Here is a 23,275-nt window from a genome sequence, read left to right on the forward strand (position 1 = left end):
AAGTCCCGTCATTTCATCGACAGCGCAACATTCTGCGCTGCCTGCACTGCGGCCGAATAGCTGTTGATCAGATGGTCTACTGAAGCAGCGGTCGCATCGAAGACCGGAGCCGGGTAGACGCCGAAGAAGATGGTAAGTGCGACCAGCGGATAAAGGATGACCTTTTCACGCGGCGAAAGGTCGAGCAGAGCCTTCAGCTTTTCCTTCTCCAGCGCGCCGAAGATCACCCTGCGATAGAGCCAGAGCGCATAGGCGGCCGAGAGGATGACACCGGTGGCGGCAAAGAGCGCAACCCAGGTGTTGGCACGGAAGACGCCGATCAGCGTCAGGAACTCGCCGATGAAGCCGGAGGTGCCCGGCAGGCCGACATTGGCCATGGTGAAGACCATGAAGGCGACCGCATATTTCGGCATGTTGTTGACCAGGCCGCCATAGGCCGCGATCTCGCGGGTGTGGGTGCGATCATAGATGACGCCGACGCAGAGGAAGAGCGCGCCGGAGACGATGCCGTGTGACAGCATCTGGAAGATCGAACCCTGCAGGCCCTGCGCGTTCGCCGCGAAGATGCCCATCGTCACGTAGCCCATGTGGGCAACCGAGGAATAGGCAATCAGCTTCTTGATGTCGTCCTGCATCATCGCGACCAGCGAGGTGTAGATGATGGCGATCACGGACATCGCGAAGACGAGCGGCGCGAAATAGTCCGAAGCGACCGGGAACATGCCGATCGAGAAGCGGATCAGGCCGTAACCGCCGAGCTTGAGGAGCACGCCTGCCAGGATGACGGAACCAGCCGTCGGCGCCTGGACGTGCGCATCCGGAAGCCAGGTGTGGACCGGCCACATCGGCATCTTCACCGCAAAGGAGGCAAAGAAGGCAAGCCACAGCCAGGTCTGCATCGCCGGCGGGAACTGGTAGTTCAGAAGCTGGGCGATATCGGTCGTGCCGGCCTGCCAGTACATGGCCATGATGGCGAGCAACATCAGCACCGAGCCGAGCAGCGTATAGAGGAAGAACTTGTAGCTCGCATAGACGCGGTTCGCGCCACCCCAGACACCGATGATGAGGAACATCGGGATGAGGCCGCCTTCGAAGAAGACGTAGAAGAGAACGATATCGAGCGAGACGAAGACACCGACCATCATCACTTCGAGGATGAGGAAGGCGATCATGTATTCCTTCAGGCGCTTCTCGACCGAAAGCCAGCTTGCGAGCACACAGAAGGGCATCAGGAAGGTCGAGAGGATGATGAACAGCATCGAGATGCCGTCGACGCCGACATGGTAGCCGATGCCTGTGCCGAGCCAGCTATGCTGCTCGATCATCTGGAAGCCCGGATTGGCGTTGTCGAAGCCGATCCAGATGAAAAGCGAAAGGATGAAGGTGAAGACCGTGGTGATCAAGGAGATCCACAGCACGTTCTTGCGGCCGTTCTCGGTTTCGCCGTTCATCAGCAACAGGAGCACCACGCCGACGAGCGGCAGGAAGGTGACCGTTGAAAGAATAGGCCAATCGGTCATCAGAAGGAACTCCCGAGCATCATCCAGGTAACGAGCGCCGCAACGCCGATCAGCATCGCGAAGGCATAGTGATAGAGGTAGCCGGTCTGCAGGCGCACGACGCGGTCGGTCACGCTGACCACGCGGGCGGCAATGCCGTTCGGACCGTAGGTATCGATAACGCCGACATCACCCTTCTTCCACAGGAAGTTGCCAAGAGCCTTGGCGCTCCGGACGAAGAGGAAGTCGTAGAGTTCGTCGAAGTACCACTTGTTGAGCAGGAACTGGTACAGAACGCGGTGCTGCTGAGCGAGTTTGCGCGGCGTCGACGGCGACCTGATGTACATATACCAGGCAATCACGAAGCCGAGCAGCATGGCGATGAATGGGCTGAGGCCAACCCAGGCCGGAACGTGATGGAATTCTTCCACCAGTTCGTTTTCGGCGCCGGTGAAGATCGCACCCTTCCAGAACTCGGCATATTCCTCGCCGTAGAAGCGGCCCTCGAAGAGGTAGCCGGCAAATACCGCGCCGAGCGCGAGGAGATAGAGCGGCACCAGCATGACCTGCGGCGATTCATGGACGTGATGCATGACTTCGTGCGAAGCACGTGGCTTGCCGTAGAAGGTCATGAAGATCAGGCGCCAGGAATAGAAGCTCGTGAAGAGAGCGGCAATGACCAGCAGTGTGAAGGCGAAGCCCGCGACCGGCGAATGCGACGCATAGGCAGCCTCGATGATGACGTCCTTCGAGAAGAAGCCGGCAAAGCCGAACGGGGTAAAGGGAATGCCGACACCGGTGATCGCCAGCGTGCCAATGATCATCATACGGAACGTCCACTTGATGTGCGGACGCAGGCCACCCATGTAGCGCATGTCCTGCTCACCGTCGACGGCGTGGATGACCGAGCCGGCGCAGAGGAAGAGCAGAGCCTTGAAAAAGGCGTGCGTGAAGAGGTGGAAGATTGCCGCGCCATAGGCACCGACGCCGAGCGCCACGAACATGTAGCCGAGCTGCGAGCAGGTCGAGTAGGCGATGACGCGCTTGATGTCGTTCTGGACGAGGCCGACGGTGGCCGCGAAGAAGGCGGTAATCGCGCCGATCACGGTGACGACGACGAGCGCATCCGGCGAGTGTTCGAAGATCGGCGACATGCGGGCGACGAGAAAGACGCCGGCGGTCACCATGGTCGCAGCATGGATGAGGGCCGAAACCGGCGTCGGGCCTTCCATGGCGTCCGGCAGCCAGGTGTGCAGCAGGAACTGCGCCGACTTGCCCATAGCGCCCATGAAGAGCAGCAGGCAGGCGCCGGTCAGCGCATGCGCCTTGTCGAGATGCATGCCGAAAAGGTTCAGGATCACTTCACCAGCCTCGCCGCCGCCTTCAGCCGGAGCGAAGGTCGAAGCATTGGCGAAGATCGTGTCGAGGTTGATCGAGCCGAACAGCACGAAGACCGTGGCGATGCCGAGCACGAAGCCGAAGTCGCCGACACGGTTGACGATAAAGGCCTTCATCGCGGCTGCCGACGCAGACGGCTTCTTATACCAGAAGCCGATCAGCAGATACGAGGCCAGACCGACGCCTTCCCAGCCGAAGAACATCTGGGCCAGGTTGTCGGACGTCACCAGCATGAGCATGGCGAAGGTAAAGAGCGAGAGATAGGCGAAGAAGCGCGGGCGGTGCGGATCGGTATGCATGTAACCGATCGAATAGACATGCACCAGGGTCGAGACCGTGTTGACGACGATCAGCATGACCGAGGTCAGCGTATCGACACGCAGCGACCAGGATACATCGATGCCGCCGGACTGGATCCAGCGCAGAACTTCGACCTTGATCGCGCCTTCCGGATGGCCGAGCGCAACCGTGAAGAAGACGACCCAGGACAGGACGGCGGCGATGATCATCAGGCCGCTGGTGACATATTCCGACGCCTTGGCGCCGATCGCGCGGCCGAAGAGGCCGGCAATGATCGCGCCGATCAGGGGAAGGAAGACGATAGCCTTGTAGAGGAACATGAGCCGCTCAGCCCTTCATCATATTGACGTCTTCGACCGCGATCGAACCGCGGTTGCGGTAGAAGACAACGAGAATTGCGAGACCGATCGCCGCTTCGGCAGCAGCAACGGTCAGAATGAACAGTGCGAAGACCTGGCCGACGATGTCGTTGAGGAACGACGAGAAGGCGACCATATTGATATTGACCGACAGCAGGATCAATTCGACGGACATCAGGATGACGATGATGTTCTTCCGGTTCAGGAAGATGCCGAAGACGCCGATGGTGAAGAGGATGGCGCTGACCGTGAGATAGTGGGAAAGTCCGATGACCATGTTCTTTGTTCCTTGACCTCTCGGTTCAGTTCACGCCCTGCCCCGGCTTGACCTTGATCACCTCGACGGCAGTCGCGGGCGTGCGGGCAACCTGGCGGGAAATATTCTGCCGCTTGATGTGGGTGCGATGCTTCAGCGTCAGCACGATTGCGCCGATCATGGCGACCAGCAGGATCAAACCAGCGATCTCGAAGAAATAGACGTAGTTCGTATAGAGCACGTCGCCGAGGGCGGCCGTGTTGGTGCGCACGGTCGGAGCCGGGATCGGCATGGCGACGGTCTTGGCGATCTCGGGCGAGATCACGCTACCGCCGACGACGACGATCAGTTCGGCGGCGAGGATCAGGCCGATCAGCGCACCGATCGGCGCATATTCGAGAACACCGGCACGAAGCTCGGTGAAGTCGATATCGAGCATCATCACCACGAAGAGGAAGAGAACAGCGACCGCGCCGACATAGACGACAAGCAGGATCATCGCCAGGAATTCGGCACCCAGCAGCAGGAAGAGACCGGCTGCATTAAAGAACACCAGGATCAGGAACAGAACCGAGTGAACCGGGTTCTTCGCCCAGATGACCATGAACGCCGACGCTATCGCGATAAAGGCGAAAAGATAGAAAAATAGAGCCTGCAGACCCATGTTGGTGCCTTTTTCATCTTCCCCCGGGCAGCCGGGAGTTTCCCTGCCCGATAGGACCTCACGCAGCTTTCGCCGGCAAAGCCCCGGTGCATGTTGACCGCGGCGGGCAAGAGTGCCCTTCCCGCGGCATTTCAAATCTCAATCAGCGGTACGGTGCGTCGATCGCCATGTTGCGGGCGATTTCACGCTCCCACCGGTCGCCGTTTTCGAGGAGCCTCTGCTTGTCGAAGTAGAGCTCTTCACGGGTTTCGGTGGCGAATTCGAAATTCGGACCTTCGACGATCGCATCAACAGGGCAAGCTTCCTGGCAGAAGCCGCAATAGATGCACTTCACCATGTCGATGTCGTAACGCACCGTGCGGCGCGTGCCGTCATTGCGGCGCGGGCCGGCTTCGATGGTGATCGCCTGGGCAGGACAGATCGCCTCGCACAGCTTGCAGGCGATGCACCGCTCTTCACCGTTCGGATAACGGCGTAGCGCATGTTCGCCGCGGAAGCGCGGGCTGACCGGACCCTTTTCGAAGGGGTAGTTGATCGTTGCCTTCTGCTTGAAGAAGTAACGCATCGACAGGAAGAACGCGCCGACGAATTCCTTGAGGAACAGCGAGTTGATGGAGGCGGACAGGCTTGCCATCTTCAATCTCCAATTTTGCCGGAAACGAGGTTGGACATCAGGCCCATCCCATCAGTTTCAGCACGAATGCAACGATGACGACCATGGCGAGCGACAGCGGAAGGAAGACCTTCCAGCCGAGACGCATGAGCTGGTCGTAGCGGTAGCGCGGCACGAAAGCCTTGACCATGGCGAACATGAAGAACACCAGACAGGACTTCAGCAGGAACCAGATAATGCCCGGTACCCAATTGATGAGCCAGAAATCGACCGGCGGCAGCCAGCCACCGAGGAAGAGGATCGTCGTCAGCGAGCACATCAGCACGACGGCCGCATATTCGCCGAGCATGAACATCATGTACGGAGCCGAGCCGTACTCGACCATGAAGCCGGCGACGAGTTCCGATTCCGCTTCCGGAAGGTCGAAGGGCGGGCGGTTCGTCTCGGCGAGCGCCGAGATGAAGAAGATGACGAACATCGGGAACAGCGCCAGCCAGTGCCAGTCGAGGAACGAGTTCGGCAGGCCGATCATCGTACCGAGGCCGGTGCGCTGGGCGTTGACGATATCCGTCAGGTTCAGCGAACCGACGCAGAGAAGAACGGTGACGATGACGAAGCCGATCGAGACTTCGTAGGACACCATCTGCGCGGCGGAGCGCAGTGCGCCGAGGAACGGATACTTCGAGTTCGAAGCCCAGCCGCCCATGATGATGCCGTAAACTTCGAGCGAGGAGATCGCCAGAATGTAGAGGATCCCGACATTGATGTTAGCAATCACCCAGCCATCGGCGAGCGGCACGACCGCCCAGGTCGACAGCGCCAGAAGCACGGTGACGAGCGGAGCCAGCAGGAAGACAGCCTTGTTGGCGCCAGCCGGAATGACCGGCTCCTTGAAGACGAACTTCAGAAGGTCGGCGAAGGACTGGAACAGGCCAAAGGGGCCGACGACGTTCGGGCCGCGGCGAAGCTGGACGGCAGCCCAGATCTTGCGGTCGGCAAGAAGAACGTAAGCGATGAAGACCAGCAGGCAGACGAGCAGCAGCAACGACTGACCGATCATGATGATCGCCGGCCAGACATAGGTCGAGAAGAAAGAATCCATGAGTTCCTGCCCTTACTCTGCCGCGACTTTAAAATTGTTGCGGGCCAATGCCGAGCACTCGGCCATGACAGCCGAGGCGCGCGCTATCGGGTTCGTCAAATAGAAGTCTTTGACCGGCGACGCAAACCCGGATTTGTTCATCTTACCGGCTTTTTTCGCCAGTGCGGCAATTTGGGCGCTTTCACCTGCGGCGATCTCGTCAACGGCCGCGAAATGCGGGAACGCCGCATAGAGCTTGCTGCGCAATTCACCGAGCGAATCAAAGGGAAGTTTCTTGCCGAGCACGTCGGAAAGAGCGCGAATGATCGCCCAGTCTTCGCGAGCGTCGCCCGGCGCGAAGCCGGCGCGGTTGCCGATCTGGACGCGGCCTTCAGTGTTGACCCAGGTGCCCGACTTTTCCGTATAGGCGGCAGCCGGCAGAATGACGTCAGCACCATGTGCGCCGTTATCGCCATGCGAACCGATATAGACCGTGAACTTCGCCGTCTTGGCCGAGACATCGAACTCGTCGGCTCCGAGCAGGAAGAGCACGTCCATGGCCTTCAGCATCTCTGCAGCGTTGACGCCCTTGGCGCCTGGCACGAAGCCGAGATCGAGGCCGCCGACGCGCGAAGCTGCGGTGTGCAGCACAGCAAAGCCGTTCCAGCCTTCAGCGATCGCGCCGACGTTGACTGCGAGCTTGGCAGCCGTTGCGAGAACGCCAGCGCCATCCGTACGGGTCAGAGCGCCCTGACCGATAATGATCATCGGCTTGGACGCCTTGGAAAGGACTTCGGCGAAGGCGTGGCCGCCGTCGAGGATGTCCTTCAGCGTATCCGGACCCGAGCCGAGATAGTCATACTTGTAGCGCAGTTCGCCGCCTTCACCGATCACGCCGATCGGGAAGCCGCCGCGGCGGAAGCGCTTGCGGATGCGGGCGTTGAGGATCGCGGCTTCGAAGCGCGGGTTCGCGCCGACGATGAGCAGCGCGTCGGCCTGTTCGATGCCTGAAATGGTCGGGTTGAAGAGGTAGCTTGCGCGGCCGAGCGACGGATCAAGTGCCGTCCCATCCTGGCGACAGTCCAGGTTCTCGGAACCAAGCGATTTCACCAGTTCGGACAGCGCATACATTTCTTCGACCGAAGCGAGATCCCCGGCGATCGCACCGATCTTGTCGCCTGATGTCGCCGATACGGCAGCCTTGATGGCGCCGAAGGCTTCGCCCCAGCTCGCCGGCTGCAGGCGGCCGTCCTTGCGGACGTAAGGGCGGTCGAGGCGCTGCGTCTTAAGGCCGTCCCAAACGTGGCGGGTCTTGTCGGAGATCCACTCCTCGTTCACGGCTTCATTGACGCGCGGCAGGATGCGCATGACTTCGCGGCCGCGGGTATCGACGCGGATCGCGGAGCCGACGGCGTCCATGACGTCGATCGATTCGGTCTTGTTCAATTCCCACGGACGAGCCGTGAAGGCGAAGGGCTTGGAGGTCAGAGCGCCGACCGGGCAGAGGTCAACGACGTTGCCCTGCAGCTCGGAGGTCATTGCCTGCTCGAGATAGGTGGTGATCTCGGCATCCTCGCCGCGGCCGATCAGGCCGAGCTCGGAAATGCCGGCGACTTCTGTCGTGAAACGGACGCAGCGCGTGCAGTGAATGCAGCGGTTCATGACCGTCTTGACGAGCGGGCCAATGTACTTGTCTTCGACGGCGCGCTTGTCTTCCTGATAGCGCGAGGTGTCGATACCGAAGGCCATGGCCTGGTCCTGCAGGTCGCATTCGCCGCCCTGGTCGCAGATCGGGCAATCGAGCGGATGGTTGATCAGCAGGAATTCCATCACGCCTTCGCGGGCCTTCTTGACCATCGGCGTGTTGGTGAAGACTTCAGGCAGTTCGCCGTTCGGGCCGCCGCGGATATCGCGCACGCCCATGGCGCAAGAAGCCTGCGGCTTCGGCGGACCGCCCTTGACCTCGACGAGGCACATACGGCAATTGCCGGCAACCGACAGACGCTCATGGAAGCAGAAGCGCGGAACTTCAGCACCGGCCTCTTCGCACGCCTGAATCAGCGTGTAATGATCCGGAACTTCGATCTCGTTACCGTCAATCTTCAGTTTTGCCATCGTCACTCAGTCCTGTTTCCCATTCGCCGGGCACCGGCAAACAAACCTATTTTTGCAACATCCATATTGCCAAGCCGGATATTTCGTCCGTTCTGGCGGCGGCATTGCCCAAATTCTCTTGCGCAAGCTCCGAGACCCGGAACCTGCCATCGGCATCCCGACCCGGAGCCCCCTGCCCCGCCGATCGATCCGCCCGTCCTCCAGCCATCGCATTCGGCTGGAAATTTATTTCTTCCTGCGGCCCCGCGTCGCCAGCACCTTGGCCTGACCGACCCAGTCGTCACGCAGGATACGGCCATCGACCCCGAGTTCGGCGTCGAAGCGAGCGACATCGTCCTCGCTCCATGCCGCGACATCGGCAAATGTTCGGATGCCTTTTTGTTTCAGCACCTGCTCGAGCTTCGGGCCGATGCCAGCCACCAGCTTGAGGTCGTCAACCTTCCTGGACCTTGCGGCCGGTTTCGCCTTGGGCGCGACCAGCTTCACGGCTTCTTCCGCCGGAGCCTCGGCGGAGACTACCGTCAGTTTCGGCCTGGCCACCCTGCGAACCGACTCGGTCTTTTGAACAGGCGTGCGAATATTCTCCGGACGGATGTCCATCTCGGGCGTCTTCTCATCCGGCAGCGTCTCGTCGAGCGCCGCTGCCGCCTTGTTCGCCGTTTCGAGGACACCTTGCCAAGCACCGAAGATGACGCCGGCCATATGCGTGGAAAGACCGAAACCGATCGCTGTGGCAGCGGCGAAAGCCGCGGCCGGATGTAGCATCATCGGGTGAACAGGCATGGCACGCGCGTTCTCCAGAACATCGGCAGCAAGACGCCCGAAGTCAGCCGCAAAATCGGCTGCCCCTTCCCCCACCTTGCTGTCGGATGTCTTTGATCTCATCGCTTACTCAGCCGCCTCCAGAACCGCGCCGTGATCAAGGGCATTGGCCGTATACTGGTCAATGCGGGCTTCGATTTCCGGACGGAAGTTACGGATCAGACCCTGCACCGGCCATGCGGCGGCATCGCCGAGCGCGCAGATGGTGTGGCCTTCGATCTGCTTGGTGACCTGGAACAGCATGTCGATTTCGCGCTTCTGCGCGTTGCCGCGCGCCATACGCTCCATCACGCGCCACATCCAGCCCGTGCCTTCACGGCACGGCGTGCACTGGCCGCAGCTCTCATGCTTGAAGAAGGCCGAGATACGGGCGATCGCCTTGATGACGTCGGTGGACTTATCCATGACGATCGAGGCAGCCGTACCGAAGGAGGAGCCGACCGCGCGCAGGCCGTCGAAATCCATTGGGCAGTCGATGATGTCCTTGGCCGGAACGATCGGGCACGACGCGCCGCCTGGAATGACGGCGAGCAGGTTATCCCAGCCGCCGCGGATGCCGCCGGCGTGCCGATCGACCAGTTCGCGGAAGGTGATGCCCATTTCTTCTTCGACGGTGCACGGCTTGTTGACGTGGCCGGAGAGCATGAACAGCTTGGTGCCGACATTGTTCGGCCGACCGATTGCCGAGAACCAACCGGCGCCGCGGCGCAGGATCGTCGGGGCGACGGCGATCGATTCGACGTTGTTGACCGTCGTCGGGCAGCCGTAGAGACCCATGTTTGCCGGGAACGGCGGCTTCAGGCGCGGCTGGCCCTTCTTGCCTTCAAGGCTCTCGAGCAGCGCGGTTTCTTCGCCGCAAATGTAGGCACCGGCACCGTGATGAACGAAGATTTCGATATCCCAGCCGAGCTTATTGTTCTTGCCAAGCAGGCCGGCGTCATAACATTCGTCGATCGCAGCCTGCAGGGCTTCGCGCTCGCGGATATATTCGCCGCGTACATAGATATAGGCAGCATTCGCACCCATGGCGAAGCTCGCGATCACGCAGCCCTCGATCAGCGTATGCGGATCGTTGCGCATGATGTCGCGGTCCTTGCAGGTGCCGGGCTCCGATTCGTCGGCGTTGACGACGAGGTAATGCGGACGGCCGTCGCTCTGCTTCGGCATGAACGACCATTTGAGACCCGTCGGGAAGCCTGCACCGCCGCGACCCCGAAGGCCAGAAGCCTTCATCTCGTCGATGATCCAGTCACGGCCCTTTTCCAGGATCTGCTTGGTGCCATCCCAGTTGCCGCGGCTCATCGCGCCCTTCAGGGATTTGTCCTTGAGGCCGTAGATGTTGGTAAAGATGCGGTCCTTATCTTGTAACATGCTTCACACCTCTTACCGCGGCTTCTTGCCGAAGACCTTGATATATTCCGCTTCGCCGCCCTTGGCGAGCGCCTTGGCCTGCTTGACCCAGTCGTCGCGCTCGATGCGGCCGCGGAAATTCAGGAAACCATCGACCCATTCGCGTTCGGCCTTCTTCCAGCCCGCGATCTGCGAGAAAGTGAAGATGCCGATTTCGTTCAACGTTGCTTCGATCTTCGGACCGACGCCGGAGATCATCTTGAGATCGTCGGGAGCGGCGGGCTTTTCGATGCCGGCCGGGCGATTCTTGTCCGTCAGCAATGGCTTTGCAGCCGCTGCAGCTGTAACTGCGACCACCGGAGCCGGCTCGGAAGCAGCCGTTCCGGAAAGAGGCTGAACTTCGGCAGCCTTCGCATTCCTGGCCGACGCCTTCGGCGCCGTCGCAGGCGTCTTCAGCGACGCATTGGTCTCGGCATCGGTGCTCTTTGGGCGAGCGGCCTCGGAGGGCGGAACCGGCGCACCGTCGGCGGGGGCGATTGCCGGGGTATCTTCGATCCGGGTGCGGCTGACGGCGACTGCGTCCAGAAGCGTCGTCGGACCGCCCTCAGGCGAGGACAGATGACGGTCGATCTGCGGACCGACCTTGATGCTCGCGCCATTGCCAGCCCCGAACGTATCGATGATCTCTTCCAGGCGCTCCGGCGTCAAGTCCTCATAGGTGTCCTTGCCGATCATCACCATGGGCGCGTTGACGCAAGCCCCGAGACACTCGACCTCTTCCCACGAGAGCGTGCCTTCGGCGTTACGTTCGAAGGGATGCTGGTGGATCTTGCTGCGGCAGACGCCCATCAGCTTTTCCGAGCCGCGCAGCATGCAGGGCGTCGTGCCGCAAACCTGCACGTGAGCGCGGGTGCCGACAGGATGAAGCTGGAACTGGGTGTAGAAGGTCGCTACCTCGAGAACACGGATATAGGCCATGTCCAGCATGTCGGCGATCTTTTCGATCGCCGGACGGGTGACCCAACCATCCTGCTCCTGCGCACGCATCAACAGCGGAATAACCGCTGACTGCTGACGGCCTGCGGGATATTTCTGAATCGTCTTTTCCGCCCAGACCGCATTTTCATCGCTGAAAGCGAATGCGGCCGGCTGGAATTGATCTTCGGCTAATCGACGAACGGACATTCTTCCTCACGCCTTGTCAGTTTAGCGTTCCACACCGCGAAGCAGTCAAAGACTGCATTTCACAGGCATAGGCCGACTGGTCTTTTTGCATAAATACCACGAACTTGCCGCCATTCGGCACGGCGGCCTTGATTTGATAGCCCTTGGACAAAAGCTCGCCCATGGACGATTGCTCTGCCGGCGGCTGTGCTTCCTCGTGGCCCAGCGGCGTGCCGAGCTTTCCGGCCTCCTGCGCAAAGGCGGAGGAAGCCGAAAGAAGAAGTGCAGCTGCGAGCGGCAGAGCCTGCATCAGCGATCCACCTCGCCGAACACGATGTCGAGCGAGCCGAGAACGGCCGCGACGTCGGCGAGCTGGTGGCCACGGCACATGAAGTCCATTGCCTGCAGGTGCGCATAGCCCGGGGCGCGGATCTTGCAACGATAAGGCTTGTTGGTACCGTCGGAGACGAGGTAGACGCCGAACTCGCCCTTCGGCGCCTCGACGGCAGCGTAAACTTCGCCGGCCGGAACGTGATAGCCTTCGGTGTAGAGCTTGAAGTGGTGGATCAACGCTTCCATCGAGCGCTTCATCTCGCCACGCTTCGGCGGAACGACCTTCCCGTCTATGGAGGAGAAGGGCCCTGCCTTGGCATCACCGAGCAGGCGATTGACGCACTGCTTCATGATCTTCACCGATTCGCGCATTTCGATCATGCGGATCAGGTAACGATCGTAGTTGTCGCCGTTCTTGCCGATCGGAATGTCGAACTCAAGATCCGAATAGCATTCATAGGGCTGCGCGCGACGCAGGTCCCAGGCAGCGCCCGAACCGCGTACCATCACGCCAGAGAAGCCCCAGGCCCAGCAATCCTCTAGCGAAACCACGCCGATATCGACGTTACGCTGCTTGAAGATGCGGTTGCCGGTCAGAAGATCGTCGATATCATCGAGCTTGCCCGGGAATTGGTCGCACCACTTGCCGATATCCTGCACGAGATCTTCCGGCAGGTCCTGGTGGACGCCACCCGGACGGAAATAGGCGGCATGCATGCGGGAGCCGGAAGCACGCTCGTAGAACACCATCAGCTTTTCGCGCTCTTCGAAGCCCCAGAGCGGCGGCGTCAACGCGCCGACGTCCATGGCCTGCGTCGTGACGTTCAGAAGATGCGACAGGATACGGCCGATTTCCGAATAGAGAACGCGGATGAGCTGGCCGCGAATCGGGATTTCGATGCCCAGCAGCTTTTCGACCGCCATCGCATAGGCATGTTCCTGGTTCATTGGCGCCACGTAGTCGAGGCGGTCGAAATAGGGAACGGCCTGCAGGTAGGTCTTGGTCTCGATCAGCTTTTCGGTACCGCGGTGCAGCAGGCCGATATGCGGGTCGACGCGCTCCACGATTTCGCCGTCAAGCTCCAGCACAAGACGCAGAACGCCGTGTGCTGCCGGATGCTGCGGCCCGAAATTGATGTTGAAGTTACGGACGTTATGTTCGGTCATGGCGATGGGCTCGCTTTTTCAGGTAGTCAGTGAACGGCGGACCAAGAGCCCGCCACACGCCTCAAACTTACTGCTTCGCCTTTTCGTCGCCCGGCAGCACGTATTCCGTGCCTTCCCAGGGGGACAAGAAATCGAAATTGCGGAATTCCTGCTTCAGTTCGACAGGTTCGTAAACGACGCGCTTTGCCGCATCGTCGTAGCGAACCTCGACGAAACCGGTCGTCGGGAAGTCCTTGCGCAGCGGATGACCCTCGAAACCGTAGTCGGTCAGGATGCGGCGCAGGTCCGGATGACCGGTGAAGAGAACGCCGTACATGTCCCAGGTCTCGCGCTCGAACCAGTCGGCGCCCGGATAGACGGCGCAAGCGGACGGAACCGGCGTATCCTCGTCGGTCGCCACCTTCACCCGGATGCGCAGGTTCTGCTTCGGAGACAAGAGATGATAAACGACATCGAAGCGCAGCTCGCGCTGCGGCCAGTCGACACCACAAATGTCAATCATGTTGATGAAGCCACATTTGGCATCATCGCGCAGGAAGGTCAGCAGCGGAATCAAATTGTCGCCAGTCGTCGTCAGCGTCAGCTCGCCGTATTTGAGCTGCGAGGCGGCAATCAGATTGCCGCGCGCTTCCGAAACGTAGGACGAAAGCTCAGTGAGGGCTTCGCTCATAATTTCCTGTCCTTGCCCTTAGCGTTCGATCGTGCCGGTGCGGCGGATCTTCTTCTGCAGCAGCAGCACGCCGTAAAGCAGTGCTTCCGCCGTGGGGGGACAGCCCGGCACGTAGATGTCGATCGGCACGACGCGGTCGCAACCACGAACCACAGAATAGGAATAGTGATAGTAGCCGCCGCCATTGGCGCAGGAGCCCATCGAGATAACGTAACGCGGCTCGGGCATCTGGTCGTAGACCTTGCGGAGCGCGGGGGCCATCTTGTTGGTCAACGTGCCGGCGACGATCATGACGTCCGACTGGCGCGGCGAGGCGCGCGGCGCAAAACCGAAGCGCTCGACGTCGTAACGCGGCATGGAGAGCTGCATCATCTCGACGGCGCAGCATGCGAGACCGAAGGTCATCCACATCAGCGAGCCGGTACGAGCCCAGTTGATCAGCTCATCGGTCGAGGTGACGAGGAAGCCCTTGTCGGCGAGCTCATTGTTGATCTCACCGAAGAATGCGTCGTTGCTGCCGATCGGCTTACCGGTCGAGGGATCGATGATCCCCTTCGGCTGCTGCGCGACAAGCGTCTGATTGCCAGCGGGGGCTACTCCCATTCCAGGGCTCCCTTCTTCCATTCATAGATAAAGCCGATGGTCAGCACGAGGAGGAAGACCATCATGGACCAGAAGCCGAACCAGCCGATGGCGCCGAAGGAAACGGCCCACGGAAAGAGGAAGGCGACCTCAAGGTCGAAGATGATGAAGAGAATCGACACGAGGTAGAAGCGGATATCGAACTTCATACGAGCGTCGTCGAATGCGTTGAAGCCGCATTCGTAAGCCGAAAGCTTTTCCGAATCGGGCGCCTTGAAGGCAACGGCAAACGGCGCAATGAGAAGCGCCAGGCCAATTACGAGCGCGATGCCGATGAAAATAGCGATCGGAATATAAGAACTGAGCAGTTCAGTCATCATGTTCATCCCTGCTTGCGGGCGGCGCCTGGCGGCGCAACTGGGCAAATGCCCGGCAAGCGAACGTGCGTTGCAACAAGCCGTGGTTAGCGCAGCCGGAGCCCCGGCGCAAGACTTTTACAGAAGCTATTCGAACAGCGTGAGAAGGACATTATCAAGCAGATGCAACGATGTCGCGACAAATCCGTAAAAGTTGCGGAAGGCCGCATGGCTGACCCTCGGAAACTGCATGGCTTTCAGGAAGAAAATGGCGCGAGTGACGGGGCTCGAACCCGCGACCTCCGGCGTGACAGGCCGGCACTCTAACCGACTGAGCTACACCCGCGCATTGGACCTTTCGGACCGTGAAGATACCACGAAACCGGACAGAGGCGACGATTTGCCGCCTGCTTGAAATGGCGCGAGTGACGGGGCTCGAACCCGCGACCTCCGGCGTGACAGGCCGGCACTCTAACCGACTGAGCTACACCCGCATTCTTTCAAGCAATCCGGTGCCTGAGCACCCTCTCCGAACGGGCTGGCCGTTGGGATGAGCGGCTAACTAAGGGGTTCGCCTTTTAGTGTCAAGCAGGTTTGGAGACAAAACCATGACAGTCCTGAAATTGTTTCGGAAAGTTGCCCCGATCCCCGGCAAGTCGGCAATTCCGCTTTGCCCGCACGAGCTTGCCGCCGAAGCGCTTGGCCATGCGTTCCGTGTCACCCCTCACGCTGATCCGCTGCGCCGCGTTTTCCACAATCAGTCAGCGCGGATGTGGGCTTAGGCGCCTGAAACACCCTCCTCTCCTGCGACAAATATCCGAAACGGATGTCCGGATAGCATGCACGTGTCTCTTAGAGGCTAACCGCACATCAGGCCTTGCCGACATATTCTTCGTTGCTGACCTGCTCTAGCCAGTCCGCAACGCTGCCATTCAATGCCTCCTGGATGGCGATATGGCTCATCGCGCTCTCGGGGCTTGCGCCATGCCAATGCTTCTCGCCCGGTGGGAACCACACGACATCACCCGGGCGGATTTCCCTGATTTCCCCACCCCATGTCTGGGCGAGACCTCTGCCTGACGTAACGATCAGCGTCTGACCCAGGGGATGGGTATGCCAGGCGGTGCGCGCGCCAGGCTCGAAGGTTACGTGAGATGCCCGCACGCGCGCCGGCTCCGGCGCCTCGACGAGCGGATCGAGGCGGACGGAGCCGGTGAAATAATCGGCCTGGCCTTTTGTGGAGGGGCGTGAGCCCGCGGTCTTGATATCCATGATCTTTCCTGTTCTTCCGTCGTCTGCGGTTTAGGCCGTCGTGGACAAGGATATTTGATCGCAGCAGGCGATCCAAGCGGCATCGGCAATTGCCGCCCCACCCGGCGGCTGCTACTGCGAAGGCCTTTCATCACGAACGGAGGATTTCCATGAAACATCATGTTTTCGGCCGCCTGCCCTTCACCGTCACTGATGTCGGCTTCGGCGCCTGGCAGATCGGTGGCTCCTGGGGCGATGTCAGCGAAGCGGACGGCCGCGCCGCTCTGAATGCCGCGCTCGACGCAGGCATGACCTTCATCGATACCGCCGACGTCTATGGCGACGGCCGCTCCGAAAAGATCATCGCCGACGTGCTGAAGGCGCGGGGCGGTGAACGTCCAATGGTCGCGACCAAGGCCGGCCGCCGTCTCAATCCGCACGTCACTGAGGGCTACACCAAAGCCAATCTGGAAGGTTTCATCGACCGCAGCCTGAAAAACCTGCAGGTGGACAGCCTCGACCTCGTGCAGCTTCACTGCCCGCCGACGGAGGTGCTCTACCGTCCCGAAGTCTTCGCAGGTCTGGACGAGTTGCAGAAAGCCGGCAAGATCCGGGGCTACGGCGTCAGTGTCGAAAAGGTCGAGGAAGCGTTGAAGGCGATCGAATATCCCGGCGTCGTCAGCATCCAGATCATCTACAACATCTTCCGCCAGCGCCCGGATCACCTGTTCTTCGGCGAGGCCCGCCGCAAGAACGTGGCGATCATCGCGCGTGTGCCGCTTGCAAGCGGCCTGCTCTCCGGCAAGATCACCCGCGACACGAAGTTCGCAAGCGATGACCATCGCAACTTCAACCGCAACGGCGAGGCCTTCGATGTCGGTGAGACCTTCTCGGGCGTGCCTTTCGAGGTCGGCCTGCAGGCAGTCGAGGAAGTGCGCAAGCTTGTGCCGGCAGGTGCCAGCATGGCCGCCTTTGCGCTGCGCTGGATCCTGATGGCGGAAGCCGTCACCGTCGTCATCCCTGGTGCACGCAATGCCGAGCAGGCCAAGGCGAACGCAGGCGCTGCCGATCTTGCGCCGCTCTCTGCCGATGTCATGGCCGCGACGCGCGAGATCTACGAGCGTCTGATCGCACCGCATGTGCATCAGCGCTGGTAGGCACTGACTGCTCTTCAGGCCCGACCGGCTGAATCGGCCGGGCCTGAGATATTCGTTCGGCGCGAACCGGATCAAACCGTCAGGACAATCTTGCCGAACTGCTCGTTCGATTCCAGGAAGCGATGCGCCTCGACGATCTGCTCGAAGGGGAATGTCCTCGCTATGACGGGTTCGAGAGCCCCGGATTCGAGCCCTTCCAGTATGAAGTGCTTTGCCGCTTCCAGTCGGGCCGGATCGCGCGTGATCTCATGAACGAGATAGCCCCGCAGCGTCAGGAATTTGCCGAGTACGGCGGGCAGCGGAAAAGGTGTTGGCGCCGTGCTCAGTCCACCATATTCGATCAGAATGCCGCCCAAGGACATTGCTGCCGTCAGCGGTTCGAAGATCGGGCCTGCCACGGCATCGAAGACGACGCGGACGCCTTCCGCCCCGGCGATTTCACTCAGCCTTGCCTCAAGATCCTCTTCCTGCGCTGCAATCACATGCGCAGCACCGACATCCTGTAGTGACTGACGTTTTTTCCCGGTCCTGGTGATCGCGATCGGCGTGGCGCCCACCATGTTGGCGATCTGGATCGCGGCAATCCCCACGCTGCTCGATGCCGCAGTAACCGCAATGAAATCCCCCTTCTGCAGCCGAGCAATATCGATGAGCGCGCCATAGGCGGTGAGATACTGCATCCAGGTCGCGGCCGCCGTCACCCAGGAGAGAGACGGCGGATGCCTGACGACGGATTCGGCGTTGAATGTGACGAGTTCACCATAAGCGGGCGTGCGCACCATGGAGGTCGGCGGAATGATGCTGACGCCGTCACCCGGCGCAACACTCTCCACGCCCTCGCCTACCGCTTCGACGATGCCGGCCGCCTCCAGACCCAGGCCAGACGGCAGAGGTGCCATCTCGATGTAGGCGCCGGACCGCAGCAGCGCCTCGGCCCTGTTGATGCCCAGCGCCTTGACCCGGATTTGAACCTGCCCCGGCCCGGGTGGTGTCACATCAACATGTTCAATGCGAAGAACCTCGGGACCGCCGAGTTCGTGAAAGCGGATTATGCGTGCCATTTGCCATCAACTCCAAAACGATTGAAACGAATGAGCTATGACGACTGAGCAGTTGAAGATAAATTGGCCGAAGAGCAAGACAGAAGAAACCATGAGTTTGTAATATGGATCGCCTCACCAGCATGACCGTTTTTGTGAAGGCCGTCGATCTCGGCTCCTTTGCCGCAGCGGCGACCGCGCTTGGCCTGTCCGGGCCGATGGTCGGCAAGCACATTCGGTTTCTAGAGGAGCGGCTGGGTGTCAGCTTGCTGAATCGCACGACGCGCCGCCAGAGCCTGACGGATTTTGGGCGTGCCTATTACGAACGCTGCCGGATGATCCTTGCCGAGACGGAGGCGGCAGACGCACTCGCAATCGATCACCTTTCCGAACCCTGCGGAAAGCTGCGTGTCGCCATGCCAGCGCATTTCGGCCGGCACTGCGTGCTCCCGGTTCTGCTCGAACTCGCCCGGCGATATCCAAATCTAGAACTCAACCTGTCGCTCGGCGATCCCATCGTCGATCTTGCAGAAGACGGCTATGATCTCGCGATCCGCACCGGAGAACTCGAGGACCGGTCGCACGTCATCGCTCGTCGCCTGGCGCGTCAGCGCATGGTGGTCTGCGCCTCGCGGGCCTATCTCGAGGTACACGGCAGGCCGCAGCAACTGGAGGATCTCGGCAGGCATGACGCGATAATTTACGCGCGCTCGGCTCGCTTTCGCCCCTGGCTCTTTCCGCGCATCGACCACCCTCCCCTGGAAATCCGGCCGAACAGCCGGCTGCGGCTCGATGATCTCGATGCGATTGCCGACGCGGCGGTGGCCGGCATGGGGCTTGCCTGGCTACCCTATTGGCTGATTCGCGACCGCGTACAGGCAGGAACGCTCGACGTGCTGCTGTCGGAGCAGCCGGCGTTTCTCTACGACTGCCATGCCCTTTGGCTACAGACACCGCATTTGCCGCTCAAAGTCCGCCTTGCCGTCGACGCCTTGGCGGCTGCCCTTCCCAGATTCATGACCTAGGCACGCCAGATCGCCCGACACGATTGGACCAAAGAAAAAAGGCCGGGCGAAAACCCGGCCTTTCCATCTCGTGGAAATGCGAACTCAGTTCGTGGCGGTCAGGTTGACCGGGAAGAAGAGGGTCTCGCCCGAAGAATCGCTGACGCCGTCGTTGTCGGTCACGGCAAAGGCCTTGCCCGATGCGTCGAAGGCGAAGCCTTCCAGCTTGTCGAGAACATAGCCGTTGGTGGCCGACTTCAGGTCGCCGATGAAGTCATGGGCTTCCGTTTTCTTGACGACAGGCAGTTCGCCGCCGAGCTTGCCCGGCTTCAGGTCGGAGATTGCGACCTTGTAGAGCTTCTTCAGCTTGGCTGCATCGCCGACGAGGTTGTCGCGTTCGATGATGTAGACGCTGTCGCCCTGGGCGGTAATTTCGGAGAGGCCGACCCAGCCGCCTTCGCTCTTGTCGAGCGGGTAGCGAACGCCGCCCCATTCCTTCTTCTTCGGGTTATAGGAGAGAAGCTTCACGAAGCCCTTCTGATCGTCGTTCCACTCGCGCTGAACGGCCATCCAGAGCGTTGCATCGTCGCCAGTGCCGATGATCGTTACACCTTCGAAGCCATAGCGGATTTCGTTGGCGAGCAGTTCCTTCGGCAGGGCGATCTCGGTCTTGATGTCGCCCTTGGCGGTCACGTTGTAGAGGGCGTGCGGCACGAGACGCTCGGTATAGCCTTCCGAAGCCAGCCAGAAGGAACCGTCGGCAGCAACAGCGATGCCTTCGATATCGAGCTTCTGAGCCGGAGCACCGTCACGCTTGACGACAAGTGCATCGGTGATGACGGCCGGCTTCTTGGTGGCATCGATCGTGTAGATCGTCGGCTGCGAGCCCAGGACGCTGTCGCTGACGGCGTAGAGCATGCCCGGCTTGCCCGGGACGGCGGCGAGTCCCGAAAGGGCTGCAAAGCCGATCGGGTTGCCGTCTTTCTCGGCGGAGACGATGTGCGGATAGGCCTTTTCGCCTTCGCCGCGCTCATAGATCATGACGTGCGAACGCGTGCCCCCATCTTTGCCGAGGTCGAGTTCGTTGGCGGTGGCAAACAGGTTACGCTGCGGAATGGCAATCGCGCCTTCCGGGGAAATGCCTGACGGCAAAATCTGCAGCAGTTCCGGATCAGCACCCGTATCCTTGTAGACGCCGACGACGGAAGCGCGCTCGGCGAGCACGAAGAACAGATTGTCATCGCCGAACTTGGCGGCTTCGAGACCCTCCGGTTCGACGCCCTTCGACGAGGAGCGGCTTTCCGGATAATGGCCGAGGGCCGCTACGGCGCGCTCGAAAGAGCTACCCGATTCGTAGAGAACCTTGCCGGTCTTGTCGAAGATGGTGAAGCCGCGCGAGCCGCCTTCATAGTCGCCTTCGTTGGCGACGACGAGACGGTTGTCGTCCAGCCACTTCACGGCGTCCGGCTCGCGCAGGACGCCCTTCTTCTCGCCGGTGAACTTCAAGGCGCCGTCACGCTTGGTGTCGATGCCCGAAAGATCGGTGCTGCCGGCGGTGAAGTGTGTCTTCACCGTGCCGGTCGTGCCGTCGAGAATGATGATCTCGTTGTTTTCCTGCAGCGTGAGCGCAATTTCGTTCTGGCTGTTGAAGGCAACGAATTCCGGCTCCGGATCTTCCGGGGCAACGCCTGTGAGACCGGTCAGGGCGACATGCTTGATCGTGCCGCAATCGACGGTGCCGTCGGTCTTGACCTGGAAGACGACGAGGTCGCCAGCCGGCATCTGCGGGATCTTGCCGTCGTTGACCTCTTCGTCGCGCTCATTTTCGATGGCAATGGTGCCGAGCGTCCTGTCCTTGTTGAGGGCGATCGAATCAGGCTGACCGCCGAGATCGCAGGTCGCGTCGATCTTCTTGCTGGCGATATCGACGATCGCCAGACGACCGGACGGCTTCTGCTTGCTCTCGCTGGTGTTGACTGCGACGAGCGCCTTGCCGGCTGCTGATGTGACCGAGGTCGGCTCGCCGTCCATCATCAGCGCGCCGCCGGCCTTGGGTGCCTTGGCATCTGTGATGTCGATGAAGCCGATCGCGCCGAGCGGGCTATCGCTGTAGATCAGCGTGTTGCCATCCTGCGAGGCGGTGATGATTTCGGCCGAGGTGGTCGAAAGCTTGTCCTTGTCGGCCGGCAGGTTGGTCGCGACCGGGAAAGAGGCGATGCGGTTGAAAACCGGCTCAGCCGCTGCCGGGAAGGCAACGGACGCGAAAAGCACGGCAGCAATCGCTGCCTTGCGCGAAGACGATGTCATTGAAAATCCCCCAATGCCGAAAAAATCGAACAGAGGTTTTTTGCGGGACTGCCATGACAGACACATGACAGCCTGCGACATTTGTACAGTTCGCGTCAGGCCGCCTGCCGTTCGCGAAGCATCTCGATGCGCATGATGAAGAGCGACGCGGCGAGAATGAGCGCTGCCCCGAGCCACAGATAACCAGCCGGCGCATAGCCGAAGAAAAGCCAACCCGCGAGCACGTTCAACGGCAGCTTCAGGTCATCGAAGGGCTGCACATAGGCGGCGTCGGCACTCGCATAGGCAAGGGTCAGCAGATATTGCGCCACGACCGTCAGGAGGCCTGCCAGAAGGAAAAGCGCAAGCGCTGCGCCCGTCGGCACTGCGAAGCCCGCTGCGAGCGCCAGGCCGCCATTGATCGGCGTCAGCAGCACCAGCAGCCAGACGGTGATCGTCTCCGGCTTCTCGATGCCGGTCAGGCTCTTGGTGATGAGCGAGGAGGCGCCCCAAAGCAGGGCCGAGATAACAGGCAGAAGTGCCGCCCAGGTGAAGCTGTCCGACCAAGGCTGAAGGATGATCATCGCTCCGACAAAGCCTGTTCCCGTCGCCATCCAGCGAGCAGGTCCGACCCGTTCGCCGAGGAACAGGCGCGCGCCGAGAATGATGAAGAAGGGCGAGGTCATGACGAGCGCGATCGCCTGCCAGATCGGCACCGAGGCAAGGCCGGAAACCCAGGCCTCGACGCCGAGCGCGGCAAAGACGACGCGCACGACATGCCGCCAGGGATAGTCCGTGCGCATGGCGGAAAGACCGACCTTGCGCAGGAAGGGCAACGAAAAAAGAAAGGCGAAGCCGTATTGCCAGAAGGCTGTGGAAGTCGCCGGGAAGGCAAGCGTCATCGTGAGCCACTGGGTGACGACATTGAGGAGCGAGAAGACGACGCCTCCAAGCACCATGAAGGCTGCACCGGCAACGGCGCGGGAATGCGAGGCTGCAAGGGAATTCTGATTCATGTCTTCCATCCGGACTACAGCGCCGCGCGTCTTTTCAGACGCGCAAAGGACGCTGTCGAACTTTGAATTGCTGCATAATTTCGCCCCTAAATCGATTCCGAGTTGGGGAATTATGCAGGAGACCAAACATAAATCAGGACGCATGAGGCGACGGCACGCAGACGCCTGCAGATCCCTGCCCGCGCGCGGCCATGCTCATTCTCTTTCATCCGGACTTTAACCGTCGGCTCCGGAATCACACCGGATCTGCTGACCCTTTCCAAGCAGAGGCTTGAGAAGGCGCTCGCGGGCTCAGGCCTTAGCCCTTACCGCCGGTGGGGACTTTCACCCCGCCCTGAGAACATTGTCGTCGTAAGACAAAGTACCGAGTGCCGCAAGCGGCGAAAACAAAAAGGGGTCCGGCGATGCCGAACCCCCTCAAAATCCTGCACGGCCGTTCTCGTTTACGGCCAGCGGACAATCTCGTATCAGCCGTTGACGGCGTCCTTCAGGCCCTTGCCGGGCGTGAACTTCGGCACGTTGCGTGCCGGGATGTCGACTTCGGCGCCGGTCGACGGGTTGCGACCTTTCGTGGCAGCGCGATGAGAAACCGTGAAGCTGCCGAAGCCAGCAAGACGGATGTCGCCCTTGTTCTTCAGTTCAGCCTGCACAACATCAAAAACTGCGTCGACGGCAGATGCTGCGTCAGACTTCGTGAGTCCAGCCTTTTCGGCTACTGCGGACACGAGTTCATTCTTGTTCATGTTTCCACCCCTTTCTCTATGGTTTGAAACAACTCAATCTGTAAGCTAG

Annotated in this window: 23 protein-coding genes, 2 tRNA genes and 1 riboswitch; of the genes, 3 read left to right on the forward strand and 22 right to left on the reverse strand. The window is 60.7% G+C overall.

Going from position 1 to position 23,275, the window contains the following annotated elements; genetic code table 11:
* Nucleotides 1–8 precede the first annotated feature (8 nt).
* The 17 genes from AC1DUP_RS11930 to AC1DUP_RS12010 form a co-directional block, all read right to left on the reverse strand.
* Nucleotides 9–1,520 carry an NADH-quinone oxidoreductase subunit M gene (locus AC1DUP_RS11930; RefSeq protein WP_113301243.1) on the reverse strand — a complete coding sequence of 504 codons (1,512 nt, stop codon included), beginning with the start codon at nucleotides 1,518–1,520 and terminating at the stop codon, nucleotides 9–11.
* Entirely contained in the window at nucleotides 1,520–3,517 is a 1,998-nt protein-coding gene (gene nuoL, locus AC1DUP_RS11935) for an NADH-quinone oxidoreductase subunit L (RefSeq protein ID WP_113510516.1), read from the reverse strand. The genes AC1DUP_RS11930 and nuoL overlap by 1 nt, the downstream gene beginning before the upstream one ends.
* Before the next feature lie 7 nt (nucleotides 3,518–3,524).
* On the reverse strand, nucleotides 3,525–3,833 hold the full coding sequence (gene nuoK, locus AC1DUP_RS11940) for an NADH-quinone oxidoreductase subunit NuoK (RefSeq protein ID WP_113301241.1): 309 nt from the start codon (nucleotides 3,831–3,833) through the stop codon (nucleotides 3,525–3,527).
* A gap of 25 nt (nucleotides 3,834–3,858) precedes the next feature.
* Entirely contained in the window at nucleotides 3,859–4,476 is a 618-nt protein-coding gene (locus AC1DUP_RS11945; protein WP_113301240.1) for an NADH-quinone oxidoreductase subunit J, read from the reverse strand.
* 142 nt (nucleotides 4,477–4,618) lie between these two features.
* Nucleotides 4,619–5,110, reverse strand: a complete 492-nt coding sequence (gene nuoI / locus AC1DUP_RS11950; protein ID WP_113301239.1) for an NADH-quinone oxidoreductase subunit NuoI — start codon at nucleotides 5,108–5,110, stop codon at nucleotides 4,619–4,621.
* A gap of 37 nt (nucleotides 5,111–5,147) precedes the next feature.
* Nucleotides 5,148–6,191, reverse strand: a complete 1,044-nt coding sequence (gene nuoH / locus AC1DUP_RS11955; RefSeq protein WP_113301238.1) for an NADH-quinone oxidoreductase subunit NuoH — start codon at nucleotides 6,189–6,191, stop codon at nucleotides 5,148–5,150.
* Between the two features lie 12 nt (nucleotides 6,192–6,203).
* On the reverse strand, nucleotides 6,204–8,285 hold the full coding sequence (gene nuoG, locus AC1DUP_RS11960; RefSeq protein WP_113301237.1) for an NADH-quinone oxidoreductase subunit NuoG: 2,082 nt from the start codon (nucleotides 8,283–8,285) through the stop codon (nucleotides 6,204–6,206).
* Between the two features lie 225 nt (nucleotides 8,286–8,510).
* Nucleotides 8,511–9,170: a 5' DNA nuclease gene (locus AC1DUP_RS11965; protein ID WP_477832753.1), complete on the reverse strand. Its 660-nt coding sequence runs from the start codon at nucleotides 9,168–9,170 to the stop codon at nucleotides 8,511–8,513.
* A 3-nt stretch (nucleotides 9,171–9,173) separates the two neighbouring features.
* Nucleotides 9,174–10,478 carry an NADH-quinone oxidoreductase subunit NuoF gene (nuoF, locus tag AC1DUP_RS11970; protein ID WP_113301235.1) on the reverse strand — a complete coding sequence of 435 codons (1,305 nt, stop codon included), beginning with the start codon at nucleotides 10,476–10,478 and terminating at the stop codon, nucleotides 9,174–9,176.
* A gap of 12 nt (nucleotides 10,479–10,490) precedes the next feature.
* Entirely contained in the window at nucleotides 10,491–11,642 is a 1,152-nt protein-coding gene (locus AC1DUP_RS11975; protein ID WP_115035335.1) for an NADH-quinone oxidoreductase subunit E, read from the reverse strand.
* Nucleotides 11,643–11,658: 16 nt separating this feature from the next.
* On the reverse strand, nucleotides 11,659–11,931 hold the full coding sequence (locus AC1DUP_RS11980) for a hypothetical protein (RefSeq protein ID WP_113301233.1): 273 nt from the start codon (nucleotides 11,929–11,931) through the stop codon (nucleotides 11,659–11,661).
* Nucleotides 11,931–13,121, reverse strand: a complete 1,191-nt coding sequence (locus tag AC1DUP_RS11985) for an NADH-quinone oxidoreductase subunit D (protein ID WP_113301232.1) — start codon at nucleotides 13,119–13,121, stop codon at nucleotides 11,931–11,933. The genes AC1DUP_RS11980 and AC1DUP_RS11985 overlap by 1 nt, the downstream gene beginning before the upstream one ends.
* Before the next feature lie 67 nt (nucleotides 13,122–13,188).
* On the reverse strand, nucleotides 13,189–13,791 hold the full coding sequence (locus AC1DUP_RS11990) for an NADH-quinone oxidoreductase subunit C (protein ID WP_113301231.1): 603 nt from the start codon (nucleotides 13,789–13,791) through the stop codon (nucleotides 13,189–13,191).
* Between the two features lie 18 nt (nucleotides 13,792–13,809).
* Nucleotides 13,810–14,394 (reverse strand): NuoB/complex I 20 kDa subunit family protein, encoded by a 585-nt coding sequence (locus tag AC1DUP_RS11995; protein ID WP_113310752.1) that lies wholly within the window; start codon nucleotides 14,392–14,394, stop codon nucleotides 13,810–13,812.
* Entirely contained in the window at nucleotides 14,385–14,750 is a 366-nt protein-coding gene (locus tag AC1DUP_RS12000; protein ID WP_008521906.1) for an NADH-quinone oxidoreductase subunit A, read from the reverse strand. The genes AC1DUP_RS11995 and AC1DUP_RS12000 overlap by 10 nt, the downstream gene beginning before the upstream one ends.
* A 248-nt stretch (nucleotides 14,751–14,998) precedes the next feature.
* Nucleotides 14,999–15,075 (reverse strand) — tRNA-Asp (locus AC1DUP_RS12005).
* Between the two features lie 71 nt (nucleotides 15,076–15,146).
* Nucleotides 15,147–15,223: transfer RNA gene (locus AC1DUP_RS12010), tRNA-Asp, on the reverse strand.
* A 114-nt stretch (nucleotides 15,224–15,337) separates the two neighbouring features.
* Here AC1DUP_RS12010 and AC1DUP_RS12015 point away from each other — a divergent pair.
* A complete protein-coding gene (locus AC1DUP_RS12015; RefSeq protein WP_477832754.1) occupies nucleotides 15,338–15,511 on the forward strand; it encodes a hypothetical protein in 174 nt (57 codons plus the stop codon).
* An 88-nt stretch (nucleotides 15,512–15,599) separates the two neighbouring features.
* On the opposite strand, the gene AC1DUP_RS12020 is transcribed toward AC1DUP_RS12015, so the two are convergent.
* Nucleotides 15,600–16,001, reverse strand: a complete 402-nt coding sequence (locus AC1DUP_RS12020) for a (R)-mandelonitrile lyase (RefSeq protein ID WP_477832755.1) — start codon at nucleotides 15,999–16,001, stop codon at nucleotides 15,600–15,602.
* A 149-nt stretch (nucleotides 16,002–16,150) separates the two neighbouring features.
* Here AC1DUP_RS12020 and AC1DUP_RS12025 point away from each other — a divergent pair, with 149 nt between their 5' ends.
* Nucleotides 16,151–17,137, forward strand: a complete 987-nt coding sequence (locus AC1DUP_RS12025; protein WP_113510521.1) for an aldo/keto reductase — start codon at nucleotides 16,151–16,153, stop codon at nucleotides 17,135–17,137.
* Between the two features lie 71 nt (nucleotides 17,138–17,208).
* On the opposite strand, the gene AC1DUP_RS12030 is transcribed toward AC1DUP_RS12025, so the two are convergent.
* The gene (locus tag AC1DUP_RS12030; RefSeq protein WP_477832756.1) at nucleotides 17,209–18,198 is read right to left on the reverse strand and encodes a zinc-dependent alcohol dehydrogenase family protein; all 990 of its coding nucleotides are present in this window, start codon (nucleotides 18,196–18,198) and stop codon (nucleotides 17,209–17,211) included.
* 104 nt (nucleotides 18,199–18,302) lie between these two features.
* On the opposite strand from AC1DUP_RS12030, the gene AC1DUP_RS12035 reads away from it, so the two are divergent.
* Nucleotides 18,303–19,202, forward strand: a complete 900-nt coding sequence (locus AC1DUP_RS12035; RefSeq protein WP_477832757.1) for a LysR family transcriptional regulator — start codon at nucleotides 18,303–18,305, stop codon at nucleotides 19,200–19,202.
* 84 nt (nucleotides 19,203–19,286) lie between these two features.
* On the opposite strand, the gene AC1DUP_RS12040 is transcribed toward AC1DUP_RS12035, so the two are convergent.
* The 3 genes from AC1DUP_RS12040 to hupB form a co-directional block, all read right to left on the reverse strand.
* Complete coding sequence (locus AC1DUP_RS12040; RefSeq protein ID WP_113301285.1) at nucleotides 19,287–21,488, reverse strand: esterase-like activity of phytase family protein; 2,202 nt, start codon at nucleotides 21,486–21,488, stop codon at nucleotides 19,287–19,289.
* 95 nt (nucleotides 21,489–21,583) lie between these two features.
* Entirely contained in the window at nucleotides 21,584–22,492 is a 909-nt protein-coding gene (locus tag AC1DUP_RS12045; RefSeq protein ID WP_477832758.1) for a DMT family transporter, read from the reverse strand.
* A gap of 184 nt (nucleotides 22,493–22,676) precedes the next feature.
* Nucleotides 22,677–22,829, reverse strand: a riboswitch (FMN riboswitch).
* Between the two features lie 121 nt (nucleotides 22,830–22,950).
* Nucleotides 22,951–23,226, reverse strand: a complete 276-nt coding sequence (gene hupB / locus AC1DUP_RS12050; RefSeq protein ID WP_003558438.1) for a DNA-binding protein HupB — start codon at nucleotides 23,224–23,226, stop codon at nucleotides 22,951–22,953.
* Between the last annotated feature and the right edge of the window lie 49 nt (nucleotides 23,227–23,275).

The organism is Rhizobium sp. 01L419 (assembly GCF_056400025.1).

What these genes read in the sequence shown, in the direction of transcription:
- AC1DUP_RS11930 (WP_113301243.1), bottom strand. Translation starts at nt 1,520, where the DNA reads ATGACCGATTGGCCTATTCTTTCAACGGTCACCTTCCTGCCGCTCGTC.
- nuoL (WP_113510516.1), bottom strand. Translation starts at nt 3,517, where the DNA reads ATGTTCCTCTACAAGGCTATCGTCTTCCTTCCCCTGATCGGCGCGATC.
- nuoK (WP_113301241.1), bottom strand. Translation starts at nt 3,833, where the DNA reads ATGGTCATCGGACTTTCCCACTATCTCACGGTCAGCGCCATCCTCTTC.
- AC1DUP_RS11945 (WP_113301240.1), bottom strand. Translation starts at nt 4,476, where the DNA reads ATGGGTCTGCAGGCTCTATTTTTCTATCTTTTCGCCTTTATCGCGATA.
- nuoI (WP_113301239.1), bottom strand. Translation starts at nt 5,110, where the DNA reads ATGGCAAGCCTGTCCGCCTCCATCAACTCGCTGTTCCTCAAGGAATTC.
- nuoH (WP_113301238.1), bottom strand. Translation starts at nt 6,191, where the DNA reads ATGGATTCTTTCTTCTCGACCTATGTCTGGCCGGCGATCATCATGATC.
- nuoG (WP_113301237.1), bottom strand. Translation starts at nt 8,285, where the DNA reads ATGGCAAAACTGAAGATTGACGGTAACGAGATCGAAGTTCCGGATCAT.
- AC1DUP_RS11965 (WP_477832753.1), bottom strand. Translation starts at nt 9,170, where the DNA reads ATGAGATCAAAGACATCCGACAGCAAGGTGGGGGAAGGGGCAGCCGAT.
- nuoF (WP_113301235.1), bottom strand. Translation starts at nt 10,478, where the DNA reads ATGTTACAAGATAAGGACCGCATCTTTACCAACATCTACGGCCTCAAG.
- AC1DUP_RS11975 (WP_115035335.1), bottom strand. Translation starts at nt 11,642, where the DNA reads ATGTCCGTTCGTCGATTAGCCGAAGATCAATTCCAGCCGGCCGCATTC.
- AC1DUP_RS11980 (WP_113301233.1), bottom strand. Translation starts at nt 11,931, where the DNA reads ATGCAGGCTCTGCCGCTCGCAGCTGCACTTCTTCTTTCGGCTTCCTCC.
- AC1DUP_RS11985 (WP_113301232.1), bottom strand. Translation starts at nt 13,121, where the DNA reads ATGACCGAACATAACGTCCGTAACTTCAACATCAATTTCGGGCCGCAG.
- AC1DUP_RS11990 (WP_113301231.1), bottom strand. Translation starts at nt 13,791, where the DNA reads ATGAGCGAAGCCCTCACTGAGCTTTCGTCCTACGTTTCGGAAGCGCGC.
- AC1DUP_RS11995 (WP_113310752.1), bottom strand. Translation starts at nt 14,394, where the DNA reads ATGGGAGTAGCCCCCGCTGGCAATCAGACGCTTGTCGCGCAGCAGCCG.
- AC1DUP_RS12000 (WP_008521906.1), bottom strand. Translation starts at nt 14,750, where the DNA reads ATGACTGAACTGCTCAGTTCTTATATTCCGATCGCTATTTTCATCGGC.
- AC1DUP_RS12015 (WP_477832754.1), top strand. Translation starts at nt 15,338, where the DNA reads ATGACAGTCCTGAAATTGTTTCGGAAAGTTGCCCCGATCCCCGGCAAG.
- AC1DUP_RS12020 (WP_477832755.1), bottom strand. Translation starts at nt 16,001, where the DNA reads ATGGATATCAAGACCGCGGGCTCACGCCCCTCCACAAAAGGCCAGGCC.
- AC1DUP_RS12025 (WP_113510521.1), top strand. Translation starts at nt 16,151, where the DNA reads ATGAAACATCATGTTTTCGGCCGCCTGCCCTTCACCGTCACTGATGTC.
- AC1DUP_RS12030 (WP_477832756.1), bottom strand. Translation starts at nt 18,198, where the DNA reads ATGGCACGCATAATCCGCTTTCACGAACTCGGCGGTCCCGAGGTTCTT.
- AC1DUP_RS12035 (WP_477832757.1), top strand. Translation starts at nt 18,303, where the DNA reads ATGGATCGCCTCACCAGCATGACCGTTTTTGTGAAGGCCGTCGATCTC.
- AC1DUP_RS12040 (WP_113301285.1), bottom strand. Translation starts at nt 21,488, where the DNA reads ATGACATCGTCTTCGCGCAAGGCAGCGATTGCTGCCGTGCTTTTCGCG.
- AC1DUP_RS12045 (WP_477832758.1), bottom strand. Translation starts at nt 22,492, where the DNA reads ATGGAAGACATGAATCAGAATTCCCTTGCAGCCTCGCATTCCCGCGCC.
- hupB (WP_003558438.1), bottom strand. Translation starts at nt 23,226, where the DNA reads ATGAACAAGAATGAACTCGTGTCCGCAGTAGCCGAAAAGGCTGGACTC.